The sequence below is a fragment of the Serratia sp. CY84636 genome (assembly GCF_052166245.1).
GTDB classification, from domain to species: Bacteria; Pseudomonadota; Gammaproteobacteria; order Enterobacterales; family Enterobacteriaceae; genus Serratia; species Serratia nevei.
On the sequence record NZ_JBJNOX010000004.1, the window covers coordinates 48373 to 74024 of the forward strand.

Here is a 25652-nt window from a genome sequence, read left to right on the forward strand (position 1 = left end):
AGAACATACCACAAGTGCGGCGCACGGCGGTTTTCATCTGGCGCCTGGCGGCACTAAAAATGATCCTGCTCCCAATTCTGCACTTCCCGATTGGCATTTGGCCGTCGCGCAGGTATATAACATCATTATTGGACTTATTTTCTAATTTTAGATTATTTGTTTTAAGCATGACAATGTTCGTGCGTTAAAAGCCGTATCGCACACATCGGGGTTTTTCAGCGCTAGCTTCAACGGCCCGCAAGGGCATGGAGAACAATAATGTCTGCAACTTCAGTCGTCGGTTCTGCACGAAAACCTTTTTATTACACGTTGACCTTTCAGTTGGTGGTAGGGCTGGCGGCCGGTGGCGCGCTGGGCCTGTTGTGGCCGCAAATCGGCGCTCAGCTCAATCCGCTGGCGGCGGCCTTCGTCAAACTGATCAAAATGGTGGCCGGCCTGATTGTGTTTCTCACCGTGGTAGCCGGTTTTGCGCAGGTTAAACGCGGTGCCGGCGTTGGCCGCCTGGGCATGATCTCGGTCTGTTATTTCGAAGTGGTCAGCACGTTGGCGCTGCTGATCGGCCTGGCGATGGGCAATCTGTTTGAGCCGGGCAAAGGGCTGGCCCTGCATGCTGATGCCGCCACGGCGCTTAAACCGGCGGAGCCCCTGCAAGGCGTGGACTTCGTGATGAGCATCATCCCGAAAACGGTGGTTGATGCGTTGGCCGGCGGCGTCATGCTGCAAATCTTGTTGGTGGCTCTGCTGTTTGGCTATGCGCTGTACGCGATGGGCGATAAAGGCAAGCCGGTGGTTGATTTGGTGAATCTGCTTACCGACGCCACCTTCAAAGTGGTCAATATCATCCTCAAGCTGGCGCCCGTTGGCGTATTTGGCGCGGCGGCGTTCATGCTGGGCAAATACGGCATCGGCGCGCTGATGCCGGTGATGAAATTGGTGGGGCTGGTCTATCTGGGGTGTCTGTTCCTCATTGTGGTGGTGTTTTCCGTGGTGGCCTGGTTGACCCGTTTTAGCCTGTTCGGTTTCTTAAAACTCATCAGGGAAGAGCTGATCATCGCCTTTACCACCACTTCATCGGAAGCCGCCTTGCCTGGCCTGATGAAAAAACTTGAATCGGCCGGCTGCAGTAAAGCCACCGTCGGTTTTGTCGTGCCGACCGGTTACTCCTTGAATCTGGACGGCTCTTCAATCTACATGACGTTAGCGGCGCTGTTTATCGCTCAGGCCGCCGGTTTGGAGCTGAGCCTGGCGCAACAGGCCGGTCTATTGATGGTGTTTCTGTTGACCTCGAAAGGCGTAGCCGGTGTGACGGGCGGCGCTTTCGTCACGCTGTCCGCTTCGCTGTTGATGTTTCCAGAGATACCGATGGAGGGGCTGGCGCTGATTCTCGGCGTGGATCGCTTGATGGATACCATGCGTACGTTGACCAACGTGGCCGGCAACGGCGTGGCGACCATGGCGATTTCTTACTGGCAGAAAGAGCGTGTGGGTTTTCAGGCGAGGCTGCCTGAAGCGGCTGCGCGCAAACCCGTCTGAATGCCGCCCTGCGCCGTTTCCGCAGGGCTTTTCGAACCTGTGCAAGGATTAAATATGAAGCATGATGTGGTTTACAACGCCGGCGGCGGCTTTCCTCCCGCCGGTCATTATTCACCCAGTTGCACGGCCAATGGGACGGTCTATATCTCTGGTCAATTGCCGATCGCCTTTTCCGGTGAGAGTCTGGCCGAAGAACCTTTCGCGCGGCAAGCCCGCCAGGTGCTGGCCAATCTGGATGCCTGCCTGGCAGGGGCCGGCGTCGGCCGCGCGCAGCTGGTTCAGGTGCGCGTCTATCTGACGGATATCGATTTGTGGCCGACCTTCAATGCGCTGTATGCCGAATGGATCGGCGAGTTTCGCCCAGCGCGCGCGGTGGCCGGCGTATCGCAACTGCATTATGGCGCCGCCGTGGAAGTGGAAGCCGTCGCGTTGGCCGCCCTTTAACCCTTACTGACAGGTAACGCTATGACCGATTTGATTTTACCCGTTTATGACGACGTGGCCGCCGCCGCCGCGCGCATCAAGGATTATGCTCACCGCACGCCGGTGCAGACTTCACGCACGGTTGACGACGATTTCGGCGCCAGCGTATTTTTCAAATGCGAGAACCTGCAGCGTATGGGCGCCTTTAAATTTCGCGGTGCGATGAATGCCTTGCTGCAGTTTTCTCCGGCGCAGCGCAAGGCCGGGGTCGTGGCCTTTTCTTCCGGCAATCATGCGCAGGCGATCGCGCTGGCCGCCAGGCTGCTCGACATTCCCGCCACGATCGTCATGCCGCACGACGCACCGGCGGCCAAAGTGGCTGCGACGCGCGGCTATGGCGGCAAAGTGGTGGAGTACAACCGTTATCATGAAGATCGCGAGCAGATCGGCCGGGATCTGGCGCAGCAACAGGGATTAACGCTGATCCCGCCTTACGATCATCCGCAGGTGATCGCCGGGCAGGGCACCGCGGCCAAAGAGCTGTTCGACGAGGTTGGCGAACTGGACGCGCTGTTCGTTTGTCTGGGCGGCGGCGGGTTGCTGGCCGGTTCTGCGCTCGCCGCGCGCCGGCTGTCGCCGGGTTGCCGAGTCTATGGCGTAGAGCCTGTGGCGGGCAATGACGGGCAGCAATCATTCCGTACCGGCCGCATCGTTCACATTGAGACGCCGCAGACCCTCGCCGATGGCGCGCAGACGCAGCACCTGGGCCAACATACTTTCCCGATTATCCGCCGGGACGTTGACGACATTCTGACGGTGACCGACGATGAGCTGATTAGCGCCATGCGCTTTTTCGCCGAACGGATGAAAATGGTGGTGGAGCCAACCGGCTGCCTGGGATTCGCCGCCGCCTGCGCGCATAAATCGATGCTGCGGGGAAAACGCGTCGGTGTGATCATCAGCGGTGGCAACGTCGACATTCGCCGCTACGGCGAGTTGCTGGCAGGTCAATAGAAACAGGCGGGTGACGAGAGAGAACCATGGTGACAGACAAGACGGTATTTGAGCTGGTCGTGGCGTTGCTGAGCGCCGGAGAGGCCGCATTCCGGGTGATAGAGCATCCGGCGGAGGGGCGCTGCGAAGCGGTGGCGGCGCTGCGCGGCACCGAACAGGGGCAGGGCGCCAAGGCACTGGTGTGTCAAACGCGCATCGACGGCGCCAAGCATTACATTTTGGCGGTGCTGGCGGCGGACCGTCAGGCGGATCTGCAGCGGTTGGCAGCCGAGTTGGGCGGTAAAAAGGCATCGTTGGTCAGCCCGGCGGAAATCGCGACCCTCACGGCCTGCGTACCGGGGGCGATCCCGCCGTTCAGCTTCCACCCGCAGCTCAGGCTGGTGGCCGATCCGGAGCTGTTTGATCGTTACGATGAAATTGCGTTTAACGCGGGCGATTTGGAGCGCTCCGTGGTACTCAATGCGCAGGATTATCTGCGTATTGCGGCGCCTGAGTTTATTCATTTCGCACGTACGGAGACGATGGCGGAGTGAGAAAAAGAGTGTCTGTTCAGACGAGTTGAACAACAACGCTGAACCGCCGTTTACCGCCGGTTCAGCGTTGTTATGCTATATCCTTTGTTCGAAACCGCTGGCTGAACGAGAGACTGAGTTTGATCACCAATCCCCTATCCCGCAAAGAGTACGCAGTATGGATGTCGTTAACGATAGGGCTCAGCTTTGCGTGGCTAAATCTTTTAGAGATTTATAATCGTGATACGTTATTTTTTCAGAAGTTGACGATTTCCGTCATCAATAACGTATCGTTCGCCGATGTCGTCGCCTCTTACCTGAGGCTGATACTGTATCTTCCTGTCGGGCTATTGGCGGTGGTGCTGACGCTGCTGTTTTGCGCCCGGCGATTATGTGACACCCGGTTCTTCGTGCTCGCCTGGCCGGTTTCTCTGGCGATCTTCCTGGCCTTTTGGTTTATCAACGTCGCTTTCCCCGGGCATCTCAATCTGGTATTAGCCGCCAAATCTTGCGTACTGGCGCTGATTGGGCTGATCCCGCCGAGTCAACCGAAGGCCGAATAATCGAACGCAGTTCGATGGAGAGTCCGTACCTCAGAAAGCGAAAAACCCGCCATAGGCGGGTTCTTTTGAATAGGGCGACCGGACTCGGACAACCGGCGCTGGCGCCGCGTTGAACAGCGCTTTAGCGCTGGCCCGCAGGGTGAGGCCTTTGGCCGAATAATCGAACGCAGTTCGATGGAGAGTCCGTACTCCAGAAAGCAAAAAACCCAGCCATAGGCTGGGTTCTCTAAATATGGTGCCCGGACTCGGAATCGAACCAAGGACACGGGGATTTTCAATCCCTTTAAACTTTTAGAGGTGATACTAACAGCTAGGGGAATGTGCGCTTCTCTGATTAAAAACCATTGAGATTTGAATAACTACCTCAACAGATTAGGTTGAAAATTGGCCTGTGATTCCCTACCAGATTTCTACCTGTGAACTTAAACTCATATTGCTATATATCATTGGAATACTATCCCAGTAGTTGTAGCTTAAGCAGATGTGAGTAAGTATAAAAAGAAATGTTCGTGATGATTCATAGGGAAAGCATATAGTAACCACTGGTTACTATAATCAATGAAATCAAAATGGTGTAAACTATATTTATGACAAATCAAAATAAAACTTTGAGTCTTAAGCGAGAGGCTAAGCGTATCCTTTCCGATGGGCGATATGTAACTCGAGGAACGCCGATCAATGGAGGATGGGCCTCCATTTACAAAGCTACTGATACTGATACCGGAAATACAGTTGCCGTTAAAATATTGAACACAGGAAAAATGGTTGATGAGATAATCTATGAGTCTTTTCATCGAGAAGTTACGGCATTAGCGGATCTCCAGCATCAGAACATTGTACAGATCCTTGACTCTGGTTGTGATGAAGACTCTGGTGATTATTTTATTGTAATCGAGTGGGTAGAAAAGAATCTGCTACAGTACTGTGAAAACCATAAGTTCTCAAGTTGGGACGATTTTTTTAATATTATCGGTCGGCCTATTCTTGATGCCTTATCATTTGCGCATTCGCATTCAACTGCACACAGAGATATAAAACCTACCAATATACTTATAAGTAATGATGGAAAGATAAAAGTTTGTGATTTTGGAATTTCAAAAATCAGAAATTTTCTCATGCCTGGCGTTACATTAGCGCAATATGCTTCACTTCCTTTTGCGCCACCAGAAATGGATGATGGTAGTTATAGTTATAGCAGAGATGTTTTTGGATTTGCAGTTCTGACAATTTATTTGATGACAGGCTCGAACCCTTCAACCTATGAAGAGGTGATGTCTGGATTGGAAAAACTATCAATAGATGAGTCGATAAAGAGGGTTTTGAGAAGTTGCCTTATCATTGACGAACCGGATTTACGTCCTCAAAATGCTGTAATGTTACAAGCGGCTTTAGAAAAAGCATTGCTACCACTGCGAAAAGAATTAGAACCAATTATATTATTGATAGCAACAAATAAGGTTTTGAGCGTTATTGAGTCAGACTTAGGTATAACTGGCGGAGCAATTCACGGCTTTTTAGAAAAAGATCTATCCAATCCAATTGGAGAAAATATACCTGCATCGCCTCAATATACCTCTTGGGCTATAAAAATATATGGGGTCAAGTATAGGTATACGCTGGTTCCTGATGAAGATGGTACAAGATTGAAATTGGTTGATGCTCTTTCCTTTACTTCATCTGAATTGGAGTGGTGTAGACAAAAAGCTTCTTCGATTAATGCAAAATTTGCATTTTTTGGGGCTTCTAATGAGTCTTCAGGCGATGCCATTATTTCTATTAGGGAAAGCCTTTTAAAATTCGATAGCGAACAAAAAATATTAAAATTGCAAGAGAAGGAACAGTTGATCTTTAAGAACTGGCTAAATCTTTTAAATGCTATGGGGGATCTTGAAAAAAGTCGTAAAATTAGAGTTCATTATACAGATTTTTCTGTTTCCGGAGAATTACTTAAACTCACGCCAAAGAAAAACTCTGGTGCAACAGCATTACTACATCAAGATATTATTATTGATGCTAAACGCTCAGGACATTTTTGTGGAACAGTTGTTTCTGCTTCTGATAAAGAAATATTAATTCGACCGAGTGATACAAATAGGATATCCTCGTCCTCTATATTAGAGGAAGGTATAGTTGAAACGGATACTAAAAAAACGGATCTGTCATTGGATCGACAGCGATTAGCTCTTGATGCAGTAAGATATGATCGATCTGTTAATCCTAATTTAAGAAAGAATATTGTTAATCCAAATGATGTTATTGTACCAGAAATAAAAGAAGTCGAATTTATACAAAAAGAAATTGATGAAGATAAAAAGGATGCTGTATTAACAGCATTGTCAGGGCCCGAATTAATGATCGTAGAAGGACCACCAGGGACAGGGAAGACTACATTTATTACAGAATTGGTTTTGCAAACTTTTATATCAAATCCGCATGCGCGGGTTTTGTTAACCTCTCAAACTCATGTTGCATTAGATAACTCACTAGAGCGTATCATGAAAAGTGCAAATGGTGGTTTAAATGCAGTGCGTATAGGAAACGATTCAGATCCAAGAATATCGGATAGTACAAAAAAATATCTGCTAGATGCTAAATTACCTGAGATGAGAAAAACAGCGCTTTCTTCGGGGCGAGCTTTTATTGAGCGCTGGGCTGATTTGAATAATATTAATGTTAAAGAAATTCAGAGGGCAATGGCTCTTGAAAGGTTTGCTGGTTTAAAGCAGCGGTTGGAAATAGTCGTTAATAAGTTGATGGAATTATCAGAGAAGGTTTCTGATGAATACCGTAATAAGCTTGATATCACCGCGCGTGAGGAGTTCGATGAGGTATATCAAGAACTGAGTAAAGAGCGTGGGGAATTATCTAAAGAACTGAAAATTTCTTTTCTTAATTTAAAAGAATATGTTGATTCTGAAGACGAGCTTGAAGAGTTTTCTAAATGTTCTGTTGAAGATCTTAGAGGTTGGGCAGAAGCATTCTCTGTTAATACAACATTAGCCAAGCAACTAAAAGAAATTTTATTAACACATGCTGACTGGGAAGCCAGATTAGGTCGCAGTAGAGAGTTTAGATCTGCTGTAATCGCGTCCTCTCAGATAGTTGCAGGGACATGTCTTGGGGTCGGAAGTATCCCTGGGCGTAATGAAATTATTTATGATTTATGTATAGTTGATGAAGCTTCTATTGCAACACCTACCCAGGTTTTGGTTCCGATGTCTAGAGCAAGAAGGACAATACTTGTAGGTGATAATAAGCAATTGTCTCCCTTTCAGGATCCTGAGTTAAAAAAATCTGGACTTTTAAAAAAATATAATCTGAATAGTGAGTCTCAAAAAGAAACTCTCTTTAAACATTTAAGTGATAATTTACCATCACAATTATGTAAGGCATTAACAACACAACACAGAATGCTGCCTCAGATTGGAGATTTAGTTGCTGAATGTTTCTATCCAAATAAATTATTTAGTGTTGAACGCGAGCCCGCGCCACATTTAAAAAATATTTTGCCTAATCCAGTTGTATGGTATTCAACTAGTCGAGCGGCTGAACACGAATCAAAAAAAATAGGGAAAACTTATTATAATGATACAGAGGTTAAATATATAGTAAAGTTATTGGACAGAATCAATTTTTATGTCCAGAAAGGTAAGTTCAAAAACCAGATATCAAGCGTTGCTATACTGACAGGATATAGTGAGCAGAGAGAAAGATTGCAAACTGCCGTTGAAACAAAACGCCACAACTGGAATAGTTTTTCTGAGGTTTTCATTAACGTAGTTGATGCTTTTCAAGGACGTGAAGCAGACATTGTTATTTTTTCCGTTACGAGATCTGAAGAAAAAACACTTGGTTTTTTAAGTGAAATGGAGCGAATCAACGTTGCTCTTTCTCGTGGAAAAGAATTATTGATTATTGTTGGGGACCATTTGTACTGCCAAAACATTGGTGGTCAAAAAAATCCACTTAGAGATGTTCTAGGTTATATAACATCAAACAGTTCTTCTTGTACTCTTGAGGAGATACAGTAATGAATTTAGAAAATATTCTTAATGATGCCTCAAAAGCAAGATCAGGGTATGAAATATCATATTTTAAGGAAGCCGGAATACCGGTTTATGTTCTAACCATTAAAATATTAGTATTAGATAAAAAGACTATTGGCCCAATAGATGAAGCTATTCTAAGAGCGATTAAAGCAGGGCTTTCTTCGCCTGAGGATATTTATGCTTTCTTGGGGCTACCGAGTTCGGTAATAAAAAGCGTTTTTGCTAACCTAAATAAAGATGAATTAATAAATTATTCTAGGAGCATTAGTGATAAAGTCGCCAGAATAACCCTTACTACCAAAGGACATACTGTATTACAAGAGTGTTTAGTTGTACGTCCGGTAGAAAGAGTTGTAAAAGTTTGTATGGATGCACTGACTAAAAGATTGATGTTAATTAATCCAGATTTCCTATACAAACCAAGTGAAATGCGGGAGTTCGGCTTTCAAGAAATACCTAATTGTAGTACTAAGCGTCCTGAAATTGAGGATATACCTCTCGATGAATTTGATCGTTTAATTAGTAGGAATCGAACTACTGAAGATGATAATCAGGAACTGCTCGCAATTAAAGTTATAGAAAGGCGCGAGATAAGATATCTCCCTTATGTGGCTATTTTTTATCGAAATTCATCAAAACGAAGCGAGATAGATGTTTCATTTTGGAATGAAGAAGGCGCATCTATCCAACATGAAAGTATATTTAGAGAGTTGGGAGGGCCAGCACTTATTGGTGCGGAGTTTTTATCTGGTTCTTCACCTGTATATCCCATGGATTTATCTTGTATCGATTCTGCTTCTTCTGAAAATGATTGCTTAGAAGATGTTCTTGATTCTAAAAGCAGTGATGCTGATACAATTCAGTCTGTTTTGTGCCATGAACATCCCGGGCTTTTGAAAAGAGCCCTACAAACCTCTAATGATAGATTACTGATTATTTCACCTTGGATAAGGCATCAAGTAGTTGATTCTGAGTTTATCCGATTGCTTGAGGAAGCATTACGAAGAGGTGTTGATGTATATATTGGATACGGTATAGATGAAAATGGACGTGGTGGAAACAAAAAAGATCAAAAGTTACCCATAACGAATCAAGCGAAAAGTGAATTGGACAGGCTTGATAGAAAATATAATAACTTCAATTTTGTATATGTGGGTAATACTCATAGAAAATCTCTGGTATGTGATGATGTTTTTGCTGTGACAACTAGTTTCAACTGGTTATCATTTAGAGGCGATAAAGGAAAGCCTAGAGATGAAAGAGGCCAGTTAGTAAATAAAAAGCGCTATGTGGACAGACAATTTGAGGACGATATTAATCTTCTTAAAAATGGCTATAAAGGTGGGGTGACTCAGTAGTAATTATTGCCGCAATTAGTTTTAATTAAAACTAATTGCGGCATATACATCATTTTATGTTTGTTACATCTTTTGTTCTGTACTTATGTTTGTGCACCTGAAAAGCTGACGGCTAGGCTTGTGTTTTTCATTCGGATAGAATCGCATTGCGGATGCACAAAGAGATGAAACCTGTCTTGCTATGTTTTTACCAAAGTTAACAAGAAGACCGTGCTTTATCTTCTCACCATCTGTTCTGACTTTAATGATAAAACTGAACTGATAAATGACTATGCCAGTGAGGTCATTACCAAACGTTACGCTGGCAGCCTTGTTTATTTCACTTTCATAATCTCTCAGGTCAGTGTTAAGTCTTGCTGTTGCATTTACAAGTGCGTATTCTTTATCGATAATCATAACTTTCTCACTTATCATGTTAATGTGATTTAATTATCACTAATAATATGTTGTGATTTTAATTGCGATTATTCGGTTGTTTTGCCCCGTAATCCATTATCTGATGAATAATGTTCATGTGGGGTAACGCTTCCATAAAGTCAGACTGTTCAATCAGCGAAATGAGTGTGTTATCGATCTCAAAAGTTGTATCTGGTATAACCTCTACCAGCCTGATTCGGGACAGGGAAATAACGAACACTCCCGATAAAGCACATCCGGCAAGAAACCACTCTGCATGGCTGCAAAGCAGACGATAGGGATGAACGGTATGGCTGACGTTTTCGTCGGTTCTGATACTCACCTTGGTCTGGTTAAGTATGGCGAGGGTTAGTCTGCTGAAATCACCGAACAGCGTTGGTTTCTGGCGCGGCTCCGGTAGCATAATCCTGTAGGGTGAAGGGTGCTCCCCGTCAAGCAGAAGGCTCAGCAGTTTGGCATCCATCGCGGGTAACAGACGGTCGAGATGCAGTAGTCTCGCCAGTATTTTCATATCCCGTTCCGTGCGGCGACGAAAGTAATGTGAGGCGAGCTGATACACGCCGTTTGCCTGTTCAATATCAAGATACGTGAGGCGGACATTGAAATCCCTCCGCAGCGTTCGTGTTGTCACCCCGAATTCTTCTGCCAGCGTCCCGATATGCAACTTTTCACCCTGAAACAAACGGCTCAGGATGATGGAAAGGCGGGTTGCCAGTCTGTCATGTTCGTTTTCTTGTGTTATCAGCGTCATACATCGTTCCCGAATTTTGCCCGGAAATGATGTCAGCAGTAGCGGACAGGATTTGTCCGCCCTCTGAAATTTTTTAAAGCCTGAAAATCTTAAATGTAAGTGCTAAGCGTCAGTATTCTCAGGTGAATAAAGATGCTTCTGGCGCATGTAGGCAATAAAAATACAGGATGGTAGCGTCACCCGGTATGCGGAACCGGCTAAATCTATCAGCAGCCAGAGAGAACTGAGCACCCAGCCTACGGGACCGGCAAAAGCGCCCATGGTGCGTGTTAGCATGGCATTTCCTGCAACGGTCAGCCCTCTGCCTAACAAGGCTTTCGCCACGCCATTCGTTACAACAAGTGCCATCTGATAGGCCGCAAACCCGGAGGTTTTTATCCCCGCCTGTATTGCCATGGTCAGCAGCTCCGGTGTGGGATTGCTGTAGCCTGTCTGCAATTCTTCCGCCACAGTCTTTAGCTGGTCGGGCGTCATCTTCTCAAGGCTTTTCTCCAGAATCTTCATCAGCAGATTCATTTCAATCGTCTCGACGCTGGATTTGCTGTTGTAGTTCACCTTCATTTTATCGCAGGCATCGGTAAGAATTTCCCGGTACAGCACCCCTTTACCCCAGCGGAGTAGCGTGGCAAAGCTGTTCGCCCCAAATGTCTGAACCTCGGCAGCAATGGCATCCCAGTAGTGCGGGTGGTTGGGCTTGTGTTTTTTATACTGAGGATCGTAAGTCAGCGTTTCCGTGATGCGTGCCAGTCCGTCTTTCGGATCGCAGATAAGCACAGAAACCAGTAAATCCAGATCGTCACGATGACAGTGGCGCAGAAACTCAAGGTCGGGGTCGTGTCGGTAGGTAGCCATATTTCACCTCATTGCAGATGTTGGACCTGACAGTTTAAGGATGCCCCCGGACAGGGTTTGTCCGCCCGTAAAAGAAAAAGAGAAAAAAAACCTGCCCGAAAGCAGGTTTCTGTTTACCGTATGGAGGTTTAACGCGTCGGGATTACTTTCCGCGCCATTCCTTTTCCACTTTATCCGCAAAGGCATCGCACTGCCGGGCATACTCCGGGTTATAGAGCAGCTCCGACTGCGAAAGCTGCATGGCGGTCATGCTGCCGTTGCGGGCATTTGATTCGAGCCAGGTTCTGCCATAGGTTTTGTTCATCACCTGAAGTACCCTGCTGAATACCGGTCCGTTGATGCGGGCATTGAGATTGACGCCTTTTACCTGAAGGCCGCTGTCACTGGTCTGGGTCAGGCGGGTGGAGTACATCGCACAGAAGGTCGAGTTGGTTATCATCTGAGCGTCAGCCTGCTCGTCGGCGAACGCGCTGTGGCTGAAGGCTGAAAGCAGAAGTGTGGCAGTTAACAGTTTAAAAATTTTCATCATGTTCCCTTATGGATTGAAAAGCGGAGACAGCCTGCCATACGAGGTGGTCAGGAGATGTCCGGCAGAGAAAAAATCAGGGTTTTAGTGAGGGGGCCAGTCGCCAGTGGTGAGGGCCAGCGGATTCCAGCACAAAGGCCAGATGAGTGAGGTCCCGTCTTGCCGTACGGGGAGATACGTCAAACTGCCGGGTGATATAGCGAACAGATATCGTCTGACCATAAAACAGGGCCATGGTAAGCCGGATAAGCCGTTCTCCCTGCCCGGCGACACGTTGCCTGTAACGGCTGGCTTTCATCGTTGCCATACACGCCATCGGTCCCCTTTCTGAAATGAATCGAGGTGTCTGGCAAGCCAGATATCAGGGCATGAATTGCCGGTAACGCAGCGGGCAGTGAACCGGTGGCAGTTAAAGTCGAACAGGCTGTAGGGATAGCGCTGACCCACTGCCGCCTTTGCCCGTTCAGCGGCCTGAGCACAACCCCGAGGCGTCAAATCCATACAGTCGCTATACACCGAGATAGCGGAGTTCCAGCCATCGAGCCGGTCAAGAAACCCTTTGGCCTTACTTTTGATAACGGTTCCATCTCCATCAAGATGAACAATATCGCCGTTACCCACATAGATACCGCTGTGTGCGGCAAGGCCAAAAAGCAGTTCGCACTGCACGATACCGCCGTAAGCCGGTTCATCGACGCAGGACAGAATGCAGTTATCGATAAATGAATCCACGAAGTTAAGCAGCAGAAGCCGGTACATAATATTCAGTTCCTTACTACGGGGGAGAGGGGGGATGCGGGGGAAACGTAGTGAATACTCAGCTTTCCCACAAAATACGGACCGTGAAAACCCCCATCTCGTGGTAAGCCATAAAGTTACTTTCCCATAGCGACCAGAACTCACGGGCGTCGATATGAGAGATATCGCCACAGCGGGAAAGCCACGTGTACTGATGCGTCCAGCTCATATCGACATCTTTTTCAAGCTCAGGCCACGGATGCCCTGCATAGTGAAAATCGGTGACGTAATCGAGCTGCCAGTTTTCTCCGGCAGGGATGAGGCGTATTTCTACCGGATGCCAGCCGCCCTTTTCCGGTGAGTATTCAGGGTCACGGAAGTTAATGGTTAATCCGGTGATGGGGTGACGATGAGGCGGTTTTTGCGCGAGGATATCCAGAAGCAGTTGGGTGAACGACCGGGAGAGAGGCAGCACATAGCCGCCCTGTAATATTACGGGTGATGACATAGTGAATTTCCTGATTTTTGGTTAATAGAACACAGAAAAAGCGGGGTTAGTCCTGGCTGAGCGTAGCAAGCTGCGTCATACGATGCTGCCAGTCGGCATAGCAGCGGTGCATAAAGAGTCTGCTGCTGTCCGCTTCGATAAGGCAGATATCCGGACTTCTGAGCACAGCGGCAAGAAAACCGGCGTTATTGGTGCTGCCCTGACCAAACAGTGGGCGAAATACACGGGACGGAAAGCTGTCTAGCTGCTGTTCCAGAATGGCGTGAATCGCATCAAGCGCTATCCATTCACGGGAGAACAGGCCCCCTTCGCCATTGGCGGTTAAGCGCAGGGCAAGGCTTCCGGTTTCACCCTCTTTACCCAGCTCATACGTCAGCAGTCCTTTACTGTGGGGGCTGATTTTCTCGGCTTCACCACTGTAGAACACGGTATAGCTTTCGGTGACGGCGGCTTCGGTAGCGCCTTTTTTCTTACTCATGGGTCAGCGCCTCAATCAGGTTCTGGAGTTGAGTGATAACGGTCGTGTCCGGGAACACCAGATAGATACCCTGACCGTTATCGCAGACGATACCGAGCAGGAGATACCACCCATCATCAAGTGCGGTGACGTATTCCGGGTTAGCCAGTGCCACTGCCAGCAGCGGGTCTTCGGGGAGCGTGTCATCGTGGTTGAGATGCCAGAGCAGGGTTCCCGTTTCGTTCCAGAAGGCGGTAAACAGGTCGATATCCTCGACGGGTCCAAGGATTTCATTGCTGAGGGCTTCCAGCGCGGAGGCGGGCAGTTTGAGTAGGGGAATACTGGTGGGGGTAGTGAGCTTAAACATGGTTTTCTCCATATATCATTGATATTCAATGAAATAATATATTTTCCATGCTGTTGTTATTACGGCGCTTAATTCTCCAGATGATTTTTTTCGAGGGCATGAAAAAACGATGAATATTCTGGAGGCCATATTTTTGTAAAAAGAACACGATCCGTTTTGGCAAGGATCTTCAGGGCGAAAACGATCTCACAATGGTTTCCCCCCCGAACTTCAGGGAATTTATACACTAAAAAAATTAACTGTATGATTTTAATAGATAAATTAATAGTTGATACTCATTACCATTTAGTGTTTTATTCTTTTAATTTATGAATTTTATTGGTTTGTCAGAGTAATACACTGCCGTGTCGATTTGCAGTAGTGATTAGTCATGAGTAGTATTTCATTATCGCTGGCCAGCGTCTCTTGTAATTTGTTTCTGACGATTTTAATGAGATGAACGCGATATGAAGTTATATCCCTCCACAAAAAAGGCGAATCAGCCATTAACTAAATCTGTTATTGCGGAAAGCTGTGCCCGTGCATTGCATGAGGGCCGGGCAGTCGAAGCCAGTGATAGTAAACTGACGGGGCTAAAGATAATTGCCTCTCCTGCTAGCCCTGATGGAGCCACTTTTATCGTTCGCAAAAGTATCTGTGGCGAAAATATCTATAAGCGTATTGGACGATATCCTGAATTGTCTGTTGCAGAGGCTCGTGAAATTGCGTCTGAAATTATCACCGGCCTGAAAGAGAGCGCTAAAAAGCACGGTAAAGATTACCGTAAGATTAAAAAAATGGACTTTAATGACCTGCTGAAAACATACGTTGAAGAGGTTCTGAACAAAGGTATTAAGCGTTCAGCAAGGACAGACCTGTCTAAAATTCACAAGTATCTACTCCCTCGTCTTGGCAATAAAAAAATCGCCGATATGACGGAGGCGGACATTGTGGCCTATCTGCATGATCTCGATCTCAAGCCTGCCACCCGCAACCGCCATCTGGCACTCATTAAAGCGGTGTTTACCTGGGCTATCCGCATGGGATATATCAGCCGCTCTCCGGCGCTTTATATCAAAGCGCTGCCTGAAGTGACGTCCGATCGCCGCGCCATGGATGACTCCCAGCTTCAGTGCTGGATGGATGTCTGTGAGCGCTGGCGTAATGGTAAACCCGATCATGAAGCTCTTGCTCTGCTCATGTTCCTTGCCCTGACGGGACTGCGTCTGGGGGAAACCCGTCATCTTCGCCTTGAGGATGTGGACTGGAGCCGAAAGGTTATCACTCTTCGCCATACCAAAAACGGCAGACTCCGCCGTGTACCGGTATGTGATAAGGCTTTCGTTCTTCTGACAGAACAGCGTCAACATCTGGGTGATGAAGGCTGGGTATTTCCGGGTAAGGGGGCCGACAATCCGGTTTCTGAGCCGCGTCGCCTGCAAAAAAGGCTTTGTGAGGCTGCTGGTATTCCAACGTTCACCATCCATGAGATGCGTCATACCTTTGCGACAAAGCTCATTGAGAGCGGGGCCGACATTCACACCGTCAAAGACTTACTGGGTCATAGCACTATCAAAGTAACGGAGCTTTACTTGCACGCTTCCCCGGCGCGTTACCACGAAGCTGTTAACCGGGCGATGAATGTTTTTCCGGCCTAAACAGAATTCCTCCTCAGGCAAGTGAGTTCTGCGCTTTACTGCCTGTGGTTCACATTCAAAAAGGACCCTGTAAATGAATAATAAATCAACACCATCACCCTTGACTACAATGGCCCCTGCTCGTTTTGCCTGCACGAAATTAAATGCATTTCTGGCTCGTCGTGCTCTTCATCTGAAGGTGGTAAGAAAAAACCTGAACAAGGCTGCTGCAATCGACATCGATCTCGATGACATTTCTAAGTGCGGATGCCGTGATGGTCTGCCTGAAGGCTTTGTCAATACTGCAAAAGGGCTTTTCTATTATGAAGGAAAAAAATGGTACCAGTTAAGCTCGACCCCCATTCTCCCTGTCTACAGGCATTATTCGGATTGTAAAACGCGCAATATGGGCGTCGAGTTGATGACTATCAACCATGCTGGAGAGTTAGCCTGTGCGGATATCTCATTAAGTGATGCGATGGTAAAACCTGATCACGTCATGGCTTCTCTGGCGGGCAAAGGTTTTGGTATCTCCCTGACGATAAAGTCTAAAGAGCTGCTGGTGCAATTCTTACAGGTGTGTATGAAGAAATCTCTGGAATTGCCTACTTATCTTGTCGCAGATTCGATGGGTTTTGTGCCCGGCAACAAAGCATTTCTTCACGGCAGTATGCCTATCGCGCAGCACCTTTTGGGATTTGACTATTTGATTCCAGCTTCCCGTGTTCCACGAGGGATTGTCGAGTCAGGAACGTTGGATGACTGGAAAACTATGGTAGCTGAGCTGGTTCATGGCTGGCCTCAGGTCTTTGCATTATCCACAGCTTTTGCTTCGATGCTGCTGTCGTTGTGCAAAATGGATGTAGCATTGTTTCATTTTTACGGGGGGTCAACGACCGGAAAAACAATTCTTCTTCAGCTTCCCATGTCAGTTCACGGGCATGGTGGAGAACCCGGCAGTGCGCCAGATGTGAACATTTTACGCTGGAATACTACAGCGAATGCGCTTGAGAAAAACCTGAGTCGGTATTCAGGGATATTAGCCTGTATTGATGAGTTGGGTGCTTACAAACAGAAGGACTTTGCTTCCTTGCTGTACAATATTACTGCTTCGAAGGGTAAGGATAGAATGAATCAGCATCTGGAGATAGATGAGGCCTTCACCTGGAAAATGTTTATTCTTTCGTCAGGGGAAATGTCTATCCCTGAGAAGCTTGCCACGCAGAAAGAGCAAATTCAGGGAGGGCAGGAGCATCGTGCCATCAGTCTTAACATCCGCCCCGAAGATGCCCGTAAAGACGGTGAGACCTCTGAAGGCGTACGTAATCGTGCTGAGAGACTGAAACATGGGTTGTGTGAGACTTACGGCACTGCGGGTAAGGAATTTATTGCCTGCCTTCTAACGTTGAAGGGTGAAAATGATGAGGCCTTATCTTATCAGGAGATGTGTAAATTCATCCAGAGTGCATCAAAAGATTGCTATGGCATTCTGATCGGTGAATTGCAGGAAGAAGGCTATTCTCTCAGTGATATTCAGAAGCGTGCATTAGAACGTTTTGCACTGTGCTGGTGCGCCGGGGGCCTAGCAACTGAATGGAATATTCTTCCCTTTGGTGAGGATGTTATTGCAGATGCGGTAATGAGTGCCGCTCGCCGCTGGCTTGATGATAAGCCTAACCAGTATAACCCCGTGTTACTGGCTCTTATTGATATTCAGCGTGACCTTGTAAAGCGAGAAGGTGCGCATTTTATCGGTCTTAAAGAACCGGATAATCGTAAACCCGGAAATCACTGGGGCTATATTCACCATGCTACTGAGGATTTTTTAATCTTCGCACCTGTATTTGAAGAGTGGTGTCAGAAACATTCATTAAGCGCCAGTGAAGTCGCTAAGGAGCTGGTACGACGAAAACTGCTGCGGGTAGAAAGTAAAGGGCATTACAAAAAGCGTCCTCTTACTGGTATGGATAGGTGTTACTACCACATTAAGCGAGGGTTTATCAGTGCTGATTTGAATTGTGCTTGAGCATTATCTGAATGTAGTTAACTAACTTATCTTTAATCTTATTATTCTGAATAAATTAATAGAAGGGGAACCCCATGACTGAATTCTGCGAATTAAATGAAACTCACACTTTTCCTGGTGCTATTACAGGCTGTGAAACTATTCGCCCACCATTTACGCCTCATGGTCTTATCATGACGCAGGCTAAATGCAATTTCTATGATATCTGTAGGGAAGTGACAGACAGTGAGTATCCTGAATTAAAAGCAATGATTAACCGAAATGAAAATATTCGTTTCTTTGCCAGTTATATTTTCAAAGGTAACGTTCGTTATGATTATCTTGGCGAATTTCCAACACTATCAATCGATCAGGCTCGCAATAAAGCCCGATATCTTGCCAGAAGTAATGAGGATGAGACCGCTTATGAATATATCCCATTCTGATTGATGGGTTTACCCTCAAAAAAAGCAGGGGCATTTGCCTCTGCTGTTCATTTATCGCAAAGAAGATAGCTGAGCTGTTATCCTTTCCGCCAGAAGTTGGCTGGTGTTCTGTAAGCGCTGAGGATGAAGGTGCGCATAACGCTGTGATGACTGACTACTGCGATGACCTAACTGCGCCTGAACGTCATACAGCGTTCCACCATGGGAAACGATGAGCGCTGCAACCGAATGGCGGCAGGTATGAATACACACTTCTTTGTCGAAAATTCCCGCCCGGCGCACGATACGTTGAAAGGCTTTGACCGGATTGTTCAGCGGCATTCCTTGCTTTTTACCGATAAACAACCACGGATTTCCACGCTGTGTTGGCAGCGTTCTGATTACGTCCATCGCCAGTGAGTTAAGATGAACAATCCGTCCATAGCCATTCTTGGTTTCTGGGAGCCACAGGGTGCGTTTAACCGGGTCAACATGCTCCCACCTTCCCAGACGCAGCTCATCACGACGAAGGCCAGTCAGTAACAGCAGTTTGACATAGCATGCAGCGACGGGGCTTGTATCATCATCGGCGGAGAGAAAAATACGACGGATTTCATCCTCGGTGAAATAGCGCTGCCGGGCGTTGTTCTCCCTGAGAAGCTGTACCGCTCTTGCCGGATGGATAGAGGTAATGCCTTGCCTTCCAGCCCAGGTAAACACCGCTTTAATCAGTACGATGACACGATTACAGGTTGCTGCTGACAGTGAAATGCTTAACGTCTGCTGGAGGCGGAGAATGCTGGCTGGTGTGATATCACTCAGTAGCATCTGACCTAAGGCGGGACGGATATGATCCCGGTAGCGCTGGAAATCCTTTCCCCAGCTACGTTTAGCAGATTTTGCCCATACCAGATAATGCTGGTTAAAGAGTTCATCGAATGTCATTTCTTGTCTCTTGTTTTCACGTTCCTGCTTAGGGTCAGTTCCGGTGGCAAGTGAGCGTTTATGCTCCATGGAAATCTTACGGGCTAAGGTGACATCCACCTCAGGCCAGTGACCAATAGCTATGGCGCGTTTTCGTCCATGATAGAGGTAGCGGAGCAAAAATTTTTTACGTCCTTCGCCTTTGCTGACCAGACACTTCAGGCCAGAAATCTCGGTATCGCTGTATTCGGCATCGGTGCTGCGTGAATCTGATGTGTTAGGGGGCAGGGATTTAATGAGCTGATTAGTAAAACGGAAGCGTTTCGGGCTGGACATATTACCTCCTGTGACTGGTGTAAAGAACGTCAGGGTTGACCCATCCCCGGCACGGTACCCTTAATGGCTAAGTTGATTTTCTGGCGCGGCAAAGAGAATGCTGGTGTCATATGAGATGAATGAAGAAGATAAATGTTGCATGAGCAGGTGTTACGGTCTGCTTCTGGTCTTAAGGGAAAAGCACCGCTATGAGTGATGTTCACAGCAATAATATATGTTTCAGGTGGGGATAATTACATGCAGGTTTAACAGTCTGCATTTACATTTATCTCATTGATAACTTGTATAAATGTAAGGATTAGGTAACATCCAGATATAATCAAAATTGATCAGGACTGCGCCCTGAGGGCGGTAGCGTTGCTTAATCCCTCACTCGCAAAAATCTATTAAGTTAATTTTCGCTATAAGGACAATTATTTTGAGTCTGAATAATGCCCATGAAGGATACGACTATCAAGATTTACTAACCAGTTACTTTATTTTAAAGGAGGTTTTAGATGGAAACTGGGATAGCATTTTTTCCATCGACAAGAAAAACACATCTGATAATGTGCCAGACAGATTTGATGATTTGGTTATCGTTAATGGCTCAAGAATACAGCGAAAGCAAATAAAATATAGTAATGATTCCATCTCTAAGGTCTTAGAAAAATCTGACTTGGCAAATGATAATGGCTATGGCTTGGCTATTTATAAATTATTTGAAACATGGATTGATCTCAGAACTGCGGAAACAGAATTTCGGCTATGTTTAGCATGGGATGAACCGGTGTCAGATGATATTACACGGGTATTAACCCAGCAAAAAGATAATTCATCGTTTGAGAACTATCCAACAAATGTGTACAAAATTAATCTTGATAAACTATGGGAGGCAAACTCTGAAAACTTTAATAGATGGGATAGCTTTAAAAAATATATAAAAGAAAATAATCTTAAAAGAGATATTTTCAATCAATTCTGTAGCGAACTGTTAATAGAAGTAAGCCTACCAAAGGCAAGTTTGAAATTTGATAAACCCGGTGGATTGGAACGAATATTAATCGAGCAAGCAGAAAGAATTGGAATCGGTCAGTATCCAAATGATGATATATATATTAATGATTTTTTAGTTAGACTTGCAAAATTAGCAGGTTCTTATAGAAGTGGAACTCGTGAAGTTTCGGCTAGATATATTTTTAATGATCTAAGGGTAAGAACGAATTTCGGTAAAATAGACCAAAGGTTTGAGATAAATCCAAATAAAAATATTATTTTTAAGCAGGCTCATGACGAGCTTCTTATAAAAACAATTGAAAATAAAAAAAGTATTTTGCTCGGGGAGCCTGGTTCTGGAAAATCATGGTTGTTGACAAACTTCATTGATTATCTTGATGAAAAAAATATTAAATCAATTAGGCATTATTGCTTTACTAGTACAAATGATGATTTTAGTGAAAAGAGAGTATTGTCGGATGTTTTCTTCGGGAATCTGATAGCTAATATCATCGAACTATTCCCCAAATTACAGTCTAAAAAGTCACAACTGCTTGCGTCTAACCTTGATGAGTTAAATTTGTTACTCTCAAATATCGATGAAGCTTTGGTGATCATTATTGATGGCTTAGATCACATAGAAAGAGTTATCAATACATCATCTTCATTATCGGAAGATAGAACTAGAATAATAGACTTTATCTCAAGAATTGATGGGCATCCAAATATTTCAATTTTGATTGGATCTCAACCGGTCAATGAAGTTTGTTCTTTGATAGACAATCAAGATTACCAACGCATAGAACTACCAAAATGGAATATAGCAGCAATTAAATTTTTAATGGATAAGTATAATGTTGACGATATCAAGATAAATAATGTGCATTTGTCTTCATTGATAAATATAAAAAGTCAAGGTAATCCATTGTATGCGACTTATATACTCAAAGTAATTAATGGTCAACAAGGTGTTTCGGAAGAAATTATAGAAATATTGCCTGCATACGATCACAATCTAAAAAGTTACTATGAATATCTTTCAGGTCAGTTAGAGAGTAATTTAACGGCTGATATATTGGGGTGTTTGGAGTTTTCTATTACTAAGACAGAATTGGAAAACATTCTCATTTTCAGCCATTATCTAGAAAAAGATCTTGAGATATTGTCCCCCGTTATCTCTACAAACAGTTCTAGAGGAGGTATTAAGTTATATCATGATAGTTTTAGGCGATATATAATAGAGCGTCTATCCTCTTCAGGTCAGAAAAAAATTAACTACCAGATAGGAACTTGGCTCAAAAATCAGGGGTTTTATGAAGATGCTAAATCTTATAGATATCTACTTAGTTATCTAATAAAATCTGAAGATTATAATGAAGCATTAAACATCGCTGATAACAATTTTCTAATTAATAGTCTTTATCAAGGTCATTCTGAAACAGCGATAAAAAATAATTATAAGGGGTTTCTGCATATCGCTAATGTTTTACAGAAATGGGATTTGTTTATTTATCTCAGTGAGTTAAATCGTACTATATTAGCTACAAATTCAGAAGATTTGCATAGTCAGTTCCTTCAGAATTTCGAAATTTATTTTGAGACTGTTTGTCTAATATATGGTACGGAGAAAGCAAATTCTCTATTGTTTTTTGATGGTGATAAAAATTTTAGTGATGAAATTACTGCTAAAGCTTTTGTTATTCTACAGAGAAATGGATATTCACCAAGATGGGATGAAGTAAATGATTTATTTCAAGGGAGTATTAGAAAGGAGCATATGAGATGTTATGTTTATAGTCGAATTCTGCTTTCTACTGATCTAGAAAAGTTATTCGTATCTGTAGCGGAACATGAAAATAAAAGTTTATTTGATGAGGTTGTTTTTGCTCTAATTGAAAATGATAAGATAGATGTTGTTTTAACGATGTTTAGTGCAATTAAAAAGAATACTGATGAAATAGCTGAAAGAATTAATAGTATATTTGAAAGTTATAATGTAGAACAGCGAGTAAAATTTACTAAAAAACCAGCGGTTGAAAGCAGGGTGTTACCGCTTTTAGCGATTGATTTTATAGATGGCTACATTGATAGTGATAAGTTAAATGTTTTTTACGATACAATTTCTCAGTACGCTGAAAAAGATATAAACATTTTAGTGGATTTCGAGAAATCAATACCACAGTTTAATTTCTTCTATAATTGGATTAAATTTTTTATTCGAAATTTTATCATAGAGCATACTGTTCTGGACGAAAAGAAAGAAAATGCATTTGTTGAAAATATAGTTTTTTTATCAAGTGATGTTGAGCGATATAAAGGTAAGCCTAGAGCTATAGATTTTATATATGATAACTCTCCTTTAATAAATCATACTTTGAAAATTGCACTTAAGCATATAAACTCTAAAAGTTCCTGGGAGTTAGTTATAAAAAGTATAATTTCAATTCCATGCTCTTCCTTATCGATGGTTGAGAACCGTTTCCTTAATGAGAAAAATATTGACTACATTATCAATGCGTATTCTGGATTTGAAGAGTCTGATAAATTAGATTATAGCGAATATGCAGATTATTGTTTTAAGAAAGCTATATTACTGGCTAAATCTAACAAGCTGGACTTAGCCAAAGAAGAATTAAAAAAAGCCATGGAATATATTACTACTTATACTTCTCGTAAAGACACAACACTTTCCGAATTAATAGCACCCTTAAGTTCAATAAATAGAATAGACATAGAAGTTGCTAAAGAACATGTTAATAAACTGAAATATCTAAGTGATGCTGTCATGAAGCATACAGAAGATGGCAAAGGCATAAGGTGGTTAGCTATAGAATGGTTCAGTGAACTTTTGCATATAGATAGTCTTCTGGCGAAAAAATACCTTGCATATGAATTAATTAACGACCCATATTTTTGGAAATTGGATTATATGTTAATTGATTTATTGAGGAATAGTAATAATATAAATCCAATCTTGATTGCATTTTTGTATAGATTGTCTCCAACCAATAATAGAGTTGAATATATAAATGGATATATGGATGTAATTTTATCAGTGGGACATATTGATAAGGATTTGGCTAAGTTATTTGTTATCAATCTGTTAAGTAGAGATTTAAATGGTAGTGATAATAAAATTGAACCTAACTCACTGATTAAGTTAGGAGATGTTGTGAGGGAGTTCGGTTTGACTCCCGTTAATATTGAAGGTAAACCTCAGAATAATGTGAGCAATAAATTAGATAAAACTCAAACTCTCTCAATGATTTTGTCTGAGAACCTTTGTGTAAGAAACTCTGCCATTGGTTTCTCCATATCTGATTTATGTGGGTTTTATGTTAAAAAGGAATGTTTATCAGTTAGGGATTTTAATGCTATATATTTTTATCTTTGCGAATTTGATAGCGCTCAATGTATTGATGAGTTTCTAGTCCCAATGATAAGAAAACAATTCCCTGGTGATAGTAGTACTCGTTATGAGTATTTTTACAGTTTGATCATGCATTTGGGCCTGGATACAGATAGTAAAGTAAGTCTTCTTGTCAATAATTTTCTTTATTCCAAGGACGGTTGGTTTGCTATGTTTACTCATAAAGAATCACTAAAAAAAGCAGTGGAGATTGATAATGAAAAAGCACTGATATTTTTAGCTAAAGAGTTGGCACATATTTTCTCAAATATTGGCTATATGTCTAACTCCACTGCTAATCTTATTATTGCTTTCGAGCATTCAGGAATAGATAAAAATATTGTCTTGGATATGTATAGTCGCGGGGTTGAATTCATTGAGAATAGATTGCCAGACCATAATGATTTTCGATGGGATGATGTCGAAAACTTTTTGATGTCTGAGATGAATCATGATGAATTAGCTGTTGTATTAATATTAGCAAAAACTAAAAACAACGATTCAGAAATTCAAAGAGAAGTTCTTTTTGCTATTAATTATCTATTAACCTACAGGGGGAAGTTATTAGTAAAACCGCTAAGATGGTTTTTTATAAACATTGAAAAATTCAACGAGCTAACTATTAGTAGCTTGCTGGAAATGCTTGTAATAGAAAAGAATGAATGCAGCGAGTTGCTTTTAAATGTTCAGAATGAATTGAAGGAAGCTATGAGAGTAGATAGTTTGTATATTAAAAACTTACTTAATGAGCTTGTTAAGGAGGCTATCTAATGGATGATCAACTCTTTCGACTCGTTAGATCCAATAAATTCATTGATTATCTTGAACAAATAGGTGTTGAAACTGATCTGATCATTGATATTTTTTGTGCTGAATTTGATAATGAAATTTTCTCTCTGTTTATAAATAATTCTGAAGGGCTACTGTCTCCTAATATATGTGTGGAAGAAACTCTGTTTAAAGTGCTGTGCAAATATTTAAATGATAATGCACCTGATGGTTTTAGCTTCGAAAATGATGGGCGACTTGATGTCAAAACAATAATATCTCATTCCAATTCATTGATTCAAAGGCCGAAGATCCCTACGCCAGTTGAAACTCTTGAGGGGTTTAAAGAGCCACATTATGAGAGTGGTGTTGTTAGGATCGCAAGATTTGAAAAACAATTAAGCCTAAGAGAATATGGGAAGCAACCACAAACAACAGTGCTATTAGAAGGACTACTACCTGATGCAATTGATATAAATCCCCTCCCTTCAAAGCTATCATCATACCATATCTGGAACGGAAGCTTTTATAATAACACTCCATTTGTACAGGGAATGTGCGGTAAGATGAATTCATTAGAACCATCACATGTATTATGGTTGAATAGTGAATTGTTAGAACTCTTTAGGCTAAGGCTTGATAGCTATAAAAATGGACTAAGAGCTATTAATGAGCATAATGAGATTGTTTTAGAATTTAGACAGTGGAAAGATAAACTGATCGGAAACGGTTCATACTTTGTTGGCACGTGTTGTAATATCGCAAAACTTGAAGGTAGTGATTTAATTATGAGGGCCGATTATTATAAAAAGTTAGAACTTTTACTGCCTAATTTAACATTTAATTCTTATATTCTCAATTAATAACATACACACCGATTTATATGATGTTAATCTAAGTTTGGTGGCCTTAAAACAACAGCCGAATGGGCTAGCGGTTTTATATTCTATAAATATATAATCCTATGCAAAGAATTAACAATCAGATTTATCGTGTAAATTAATCCTTGTTAGTGATATTACTACATATATAAAGTGCATAATGCCGTGGAGGTCGGGGAATTCTGATAATGTTAAGAAATGAAAGGGAAAGAAGTGTATGCCTCTGGTGGGTTGTCTAGTGAAGA

The 25652-nt window shown here is 43.5% G+C and carries 22 protein-coding genes; 12 read left to right on the plus strand and 10 right to left on the minus strand.

Annotation, left to right across the window (positions count from 1 at the left end; all coding sequences use genetic code 11):
• Positions 1 to 258 precede the first annotated feature (258 nt).
• The 7 genes from ACJ8QI_RS14475 to ACJ8QI_RS14505 all read left to right on the plus strand — a co-directional run bounded on the left by ACJ8QI_RS14475 (position 259) and on the right by ACJ8QI_RS14505 (position 9452).
• Complete coding sequence (locus tag ACJ8QI_RS14475) at positions 259 to 1533, plus strand: cation:dicarboxylate symporter family transporter (protein ID WP_442532724.1); 1275 nt, start codon at positions 259 to 261, stop codon at positions 1531 to 1533.
• Between the two features lie 54 nt (positions 1534 to 1587).
• A complete protein-coding gene (locus ACJ8QI_RS14480; RefSeq protein ID WP_004929579.1) occupies positions 1588 to 1977 on the plus strand; it encodes a RidA family protein in 390 nt (129 codons plus the stop codon).
• A gap of 21 nt (positions 1978 to 1998) precedes the next feature.
• On the plus strand, positions 1999 to 2970 hold the full coding sequence (locus tag ACJ8QI_RS14485) for a threo-3-hydroxy-L-aspartate ammonia-lyase (RefSeq protein ID WP_442532725.1): 972 nt from the start codon (positions 1999 to 2001) through the stop codon (positions 2968 to 2970).
• A gap of 26 nt (positions 2971 to 2996) precedes the next feature.
• The gene (locus ACJ8QI_RS14490; RefSeq protein WP_442532726.1) at positions 2997 to 3503 is read left to right on the plus strand and encodes a YbaK/prolyl-tRNA synthetase associated domain-containing protein; all 507 of its coding nucleotides are present in this window, start codon (positions 2997 to 2999) and stop codon (positions 3501 to 3503) included.
• A 119-nt stretch (positions 3504 to 3622) separates the two neighbouring features.
• The gene (locus ACJ8QI_RS14495; RefSeq protein ID WP_442532727.1) at positions 3623 to 4045 is read left to right on the plus strand and encodes a hypothetical protein; all 423 of its coding nucleotides are present in this window, start codon (positions 3623 to 3625) and stop codon (positions 4043 to 4045) included.
• 587 nt (positions 4046 to 4632) lie between these two features.
• Positions 4633 to 8076: an AAA domain-containing protein gene (locus ACJ8QI_RS14500; RefSeq protein ID WP_442532728.1), complete on the plus strand. Its 3444-nt coding sequence runs from the start codon at positions 4633 to 4635 to the stop codon at positions 8074 to 8076.
• Positions 8076 to 9452, plus strand: coding sequence for a phospholipase D-like domain-containing protein (locus tag ACJ8QI_RS14505; protein ID WP_442532729.1), 1377 nt, complete (start codon positions 8076 to 8078; stop codon positions 9450 to 9452). Before ACJ8QI_RS14500 ends, ACJ8QI_RS14505 begins: the two co-directional genes overlap by 1 nt.
• Before the next feature lie 63 nt (positions 9453 to 9515).
• Here the strand turns inward: ACJ8QI_RS14505 and ACJ8QI_RS14510 are convergent, their stop codons facing one another.
• The 9 genes from ACJ8QI_RS14510 to ACJ8QI_RS14550 all read right to left on the minus strand — a co-directional run bounded on the left by ACJ8QI_RS14510 (position 9516) and on the right by ACJ8QI_RS14550 (position 14068).
• Entirely contained in the window at positions 9516 to 9848 is a 333-nt protein-coding gene (locus ACJ8QI_RS14510; protein WP_442532730.1) for a hypothetical protein, read from the minus strand.
• 58 nt (positions 9849 to 9906) lie between these two features.
• The gene (locus ACJ8QI_RS14515) at positions 9907 to 10620 is read right to left on the minus strand and encodes a helix-turn-helix transcriptional regulator (protein ID WP_286472553.1); all 714 of its coding nucleotides are present in this window, start codon (positions 10618 to 10620) and stop codon (positions 9907 to 9909) included.
• Positions 10621 to 10722: 102 nt separating this feature from the next.
• Positions 10723 to 11472: a DUF3944 domain-containing protein gene (locus ACJ8QI_RS14520; RefSeq protein ID WP_442532731.1), complete on the minus strand. Its 750-nt coding sequence runs from the start codon at positions 11470 to 11472 to the stop codon at positions 10723 to 10725.
• Between the two features lie 142 nt (positions 11473 to 11614).
• A complete protein-coding gene (locus ACJ8QI_RS14525; RefSeq protein ID WP_442532732.1) occupies positions 11615 to 12001 on the minus strand; it encodes a hypothetical protein in 387 nt (128 codons plus the stop codon).
• A 73-nt stretch (positions 12002 to 12074) separates the two neighbouring features.
• Positions 12075 to 12314, minus strand: a complete 240-nt coding sequence (locus ACJ8QI_RS14530; RefSeq protein ID WP_115463696.1) for a DeoR family transcriptional regulator — start codon at positions 12312 to 12314, stop codon at positions 12075 to 12077.
• On the minus strand, positions 12293 to 12757 hold the full coding sequence (locus ACJ8QI_RS14535; protein WP_442532733.1) for a lecithin retinol acyltransferase family protein: 465 nt from the start codon (positions 12755 to 12757) through the stop codon (positions 12293 to 12295). The genes ACJ8QI_RS14530 and ACJ8QI_RS14535 overlap by 22 nt, the downstream gene beginning before the upstream one ends.
• 58 nt (positions 12758 to 12815) lie before the next feature.
• A complete protein-coding gene (locus ACJ8QI_RS14540) occupies positions 12816 to 13244 on the minus strand; it encodes a DUF2787 family protein (protein WP_286472550.1) in 429 nt (142 codons plus the stop codon).
• 46 nt (positions 13245 to 13290) lie between these two features.
• A complete protein-coding gene (locus tag ACJ8QI_RS14545; protein WP_442532734.1) occupies positions 13291 to 13722 on the minus strand; it encodes a hypothetical protein in 432 nt (143 codons plus the stop codon).
• Positions 13715 to 14068 (minus strand): hypothetical protein, encoded by a 354-nt coding sequence (locus tag ACJ8QI_RS14550; protein ID WP_286472547.1) that lies wholly within the window; start codon positions 14066 to 14068, stop codon positions 13715 to 13717. The genes ACJ8QI_RS14545 and ACJ8QI_RS14550 overlap by 8 nt, the downstream gene beginning before the upstream one ends.
• A 446-nt stretch (positions 14069 to 14514) precedes the next feature.
• Here ACJ8QI_RS14550 and ACJ8QI_RS14555 point away from each other — a divergent pair, with 446 nt between their 5' ends.
• From ACJ8QI_RS14555 to ACJ8QI_RS14565, 3 genes are all read left to right on the plus strand, one after another.
• On the plus strand, positions 14515 to 15705 hold the full coding sequence (locus ACJ8QI_RS14555) for a tyrosine-type recombinase/integrase (RefSeq protein WP_286472546.1): 1191 nt from the start codon (positions 14515 to 14517) through the stop codon (positions 15703 to 15705).
• A 73-nt stretch (positions 15706 to 15778) separates the two neighbouring features.
• Complete coding sequence (locus ACJ8QI_RS14560) at positions 15779 to 17710, plus strand: DUF927 domain-containing protein (protein ID WP_442532735.1); 1932 nt, start codon at positions 15779 to 15781, stop codon at positions 17708 to 17710.
• 74 nt (positions 17711 to 17784) lie between these two features.
• A complete protein-coding gene (locus ACJ8QI_RS14565) occupies positions 17785 to 18135 on the plus strand; it encodes a DUF4102 domain-containing protein (protein WP_149278264.1) in 351 nt (116 codons plus the stop codon).
• A 51-nt stretch (positions 18136 to 18186) separates the two neighbouring features.
• On the opposite strand, the gene ACJ8QI_RS14570 is transcribed toward ACJ8QI_RS14565, so the two are convergent.
• Positions 18187 to 19374, minus strand: coding sequence for a tyrosine-type recombinase/integrase (locus ACJ8QI_RS14570; RefSeq protein ID WP_149278265.1), 1188 nt, complete (start codon positions 19372 to 19374; stop codon positions 18187 to 18189).
• A gap of 418 nt (positions 19375 to 19792) precedes the next feature.
• Between ACJ8QI_RS14570 and ACJ8QI_RS14575 the strand changes: the two genes are divergently transcribed.
• Positions 19793 to 24529: a hypothetical protein gene (locus tag ACJ8QI_RS14575; RefSeq protein WP_442532736.1), complete on the plus strand. Its 4737-nt coding sequence runs from the start codon at positions 19793 to 19795 to the stop codon at positions 24527 to 24529.
• Positions 24529 to 25389, plus strand: a complete 861-nt coding sequence (locus ACJ8QI_RS14580) for a hypothetical protein (RefSeq protein ID WP_442532737.1) — start codon at positions 24529 to 24531, stop codon at positions 25387 to 25389. Before ACJ8QI_RS14575 ends, ACJ8QI_RS14580 begins: the two co-directional genes overlap by 1 nt.
• The last annotated feature ends 263 nt before the right edge of the window (positions 25390 to 25652 follow it).

Bases quoted from the DNA above. Each gene is read 5' to 3' on its own strand.
- ACJ8QI_RS14475 (WP_442532724.1), top strand. From the start codon at position 259: ATGTCTGCAACTTCAGTCGTCGGTTCTGCACGAAAACCTTTTTATTAC.
- ACJ8QI_RS14480 (WP_004929579.1), top strand. From the start codon at position 1,588: ATGAAGCATGATGTGGTTTACAACGCCGGCGGCGGCTTTCCTCCCGCC.
- ACJ8QI_RS14485 (WP_442532725.1), top strand. From the start codon at position 1,999: ATGACCGATTTGATTTTACCCGTTTATGACGACGTGGCCGCCGCCGCC.
- ACJ8QI_RS14490 (WP_442532726.1), top strand. From the start codon at position 2,997: ATGGTGACAGACAAGACGGTATTTGAGCTGGTCGTGGCGTTGCTGAGC.
- ACJ8QI_RS14500 (WP_442532728.1), top strand. From the start codon at position 4,633: ATGACAAATCAAAATAAAACTTTGAGTCTTAAGCGAGAGGCTAAGCGT.
- ACJ8QI_RS14505 (WP_442532729.1), top strand. From the start codon at position 8,076: ATGAATTTAGAAAATATTCTTAATGATGCCTCAAAAGCAAGATCAGGG.
- ACJ8QI_RS14510 (WP_442532730.1), bottom strand. From the start codon at position 9,848: ATGATTATCGATAAAGAATACGCACTTGTAAATGCAACAGCAAGACTT.
- ACJ8QI_RS14515 (WP_286472553.1), bottom strand. From the start codon at position 10,620: ATGACGCTGATAACACAAGAAAACGAACATGACAGACTGGCAACCCGC.
- ACJ8QI_RS14520 (WP_442532731.1), bottom strand. From the start codon at position 11,472: ATGGCTACCTACCGACACGACCCCGACCTTGAGTTTCTGCGCCACTGT.
- ACJ8QI_RS14525 (WP_442532732.1), bottom strand. From the start codon at position 12,001: ATGATGAAAATTTTTAAACTGTTAACTGCCACACTTCTGCTTTCAGCC.
- ACJ8QI_RS14530 (WP_115463696.1), bottom strand. From the start codon at position 12,314: ATGGCGTGTATGGCAACGATGAAAGCCAGCCGTTACAGGCAACGTGTC.
- ACJ8QI_RS14535 (WP_442532733.1), bottom strand. From the start codon at position 12,757: ATGTACCGGCTTCTGCTGCTTAACTTCGTGGATTCATTTATCGATAAC.
- ACJ8QI_RS14540 (WP_286472550.1), bottom strand. From the start codon at position 13,244: ATGTCATCACCCGTAATATTACAGGGCGGCTATGTGCTGCCTCTCTCC.
- ACJ8QI_RS14545 (WP_442532734.1), bottom strand. From the start codon at position 13,722: ATGAGTAAGAAAAAAGGCGCTACCGAAGCCGCCGTCACCGAAAGCTAT.
- ACJ8QI_RS14550 (WP_286472547.1), bottom strand. From the start codon at position 14,068: ATGTTTAAGCTCACTACCCCCACCAGTATTCCCCTACTCAAACTGCCC.
- ACJ8QI_RS14555 (WP_286472546.1), top strand. From the start codon at position 14,515: ATGAAGTTATATCCCTCCACAAAAAAGGCGAATCAGCCATTAACTAAA.
- ACJ8QI_RS14560 (WP_442532735.1), top strand. From the start codon at position 15,779: ATGAATAATAAATCAACACCATCACCCTTGACTACAATGGCCCCTGCT.
- ACJ8QI_RS14565 (WP_149278264.1), top strand. From the start codon at position 17,785: ATGACTGAATTCTGCGAATTAAATGAAACTCACACTTTTCCTGGTGCT.
- ACJ8QI_RS14570 (WP_149278265.1), bottom strand. From the start codon at position 19,374: ATGTCCAGCCCGAAACGCTTCCGTTTTACTAATCAGCTCATTAAATCC.
- ACJ8QI_RS14580 (WP_442532737.1), top strand. From the start codon at position 24,529: ATGGATGATCAACTCTTTCGACTCGTTAGATCCAATAAATTCATTGAT.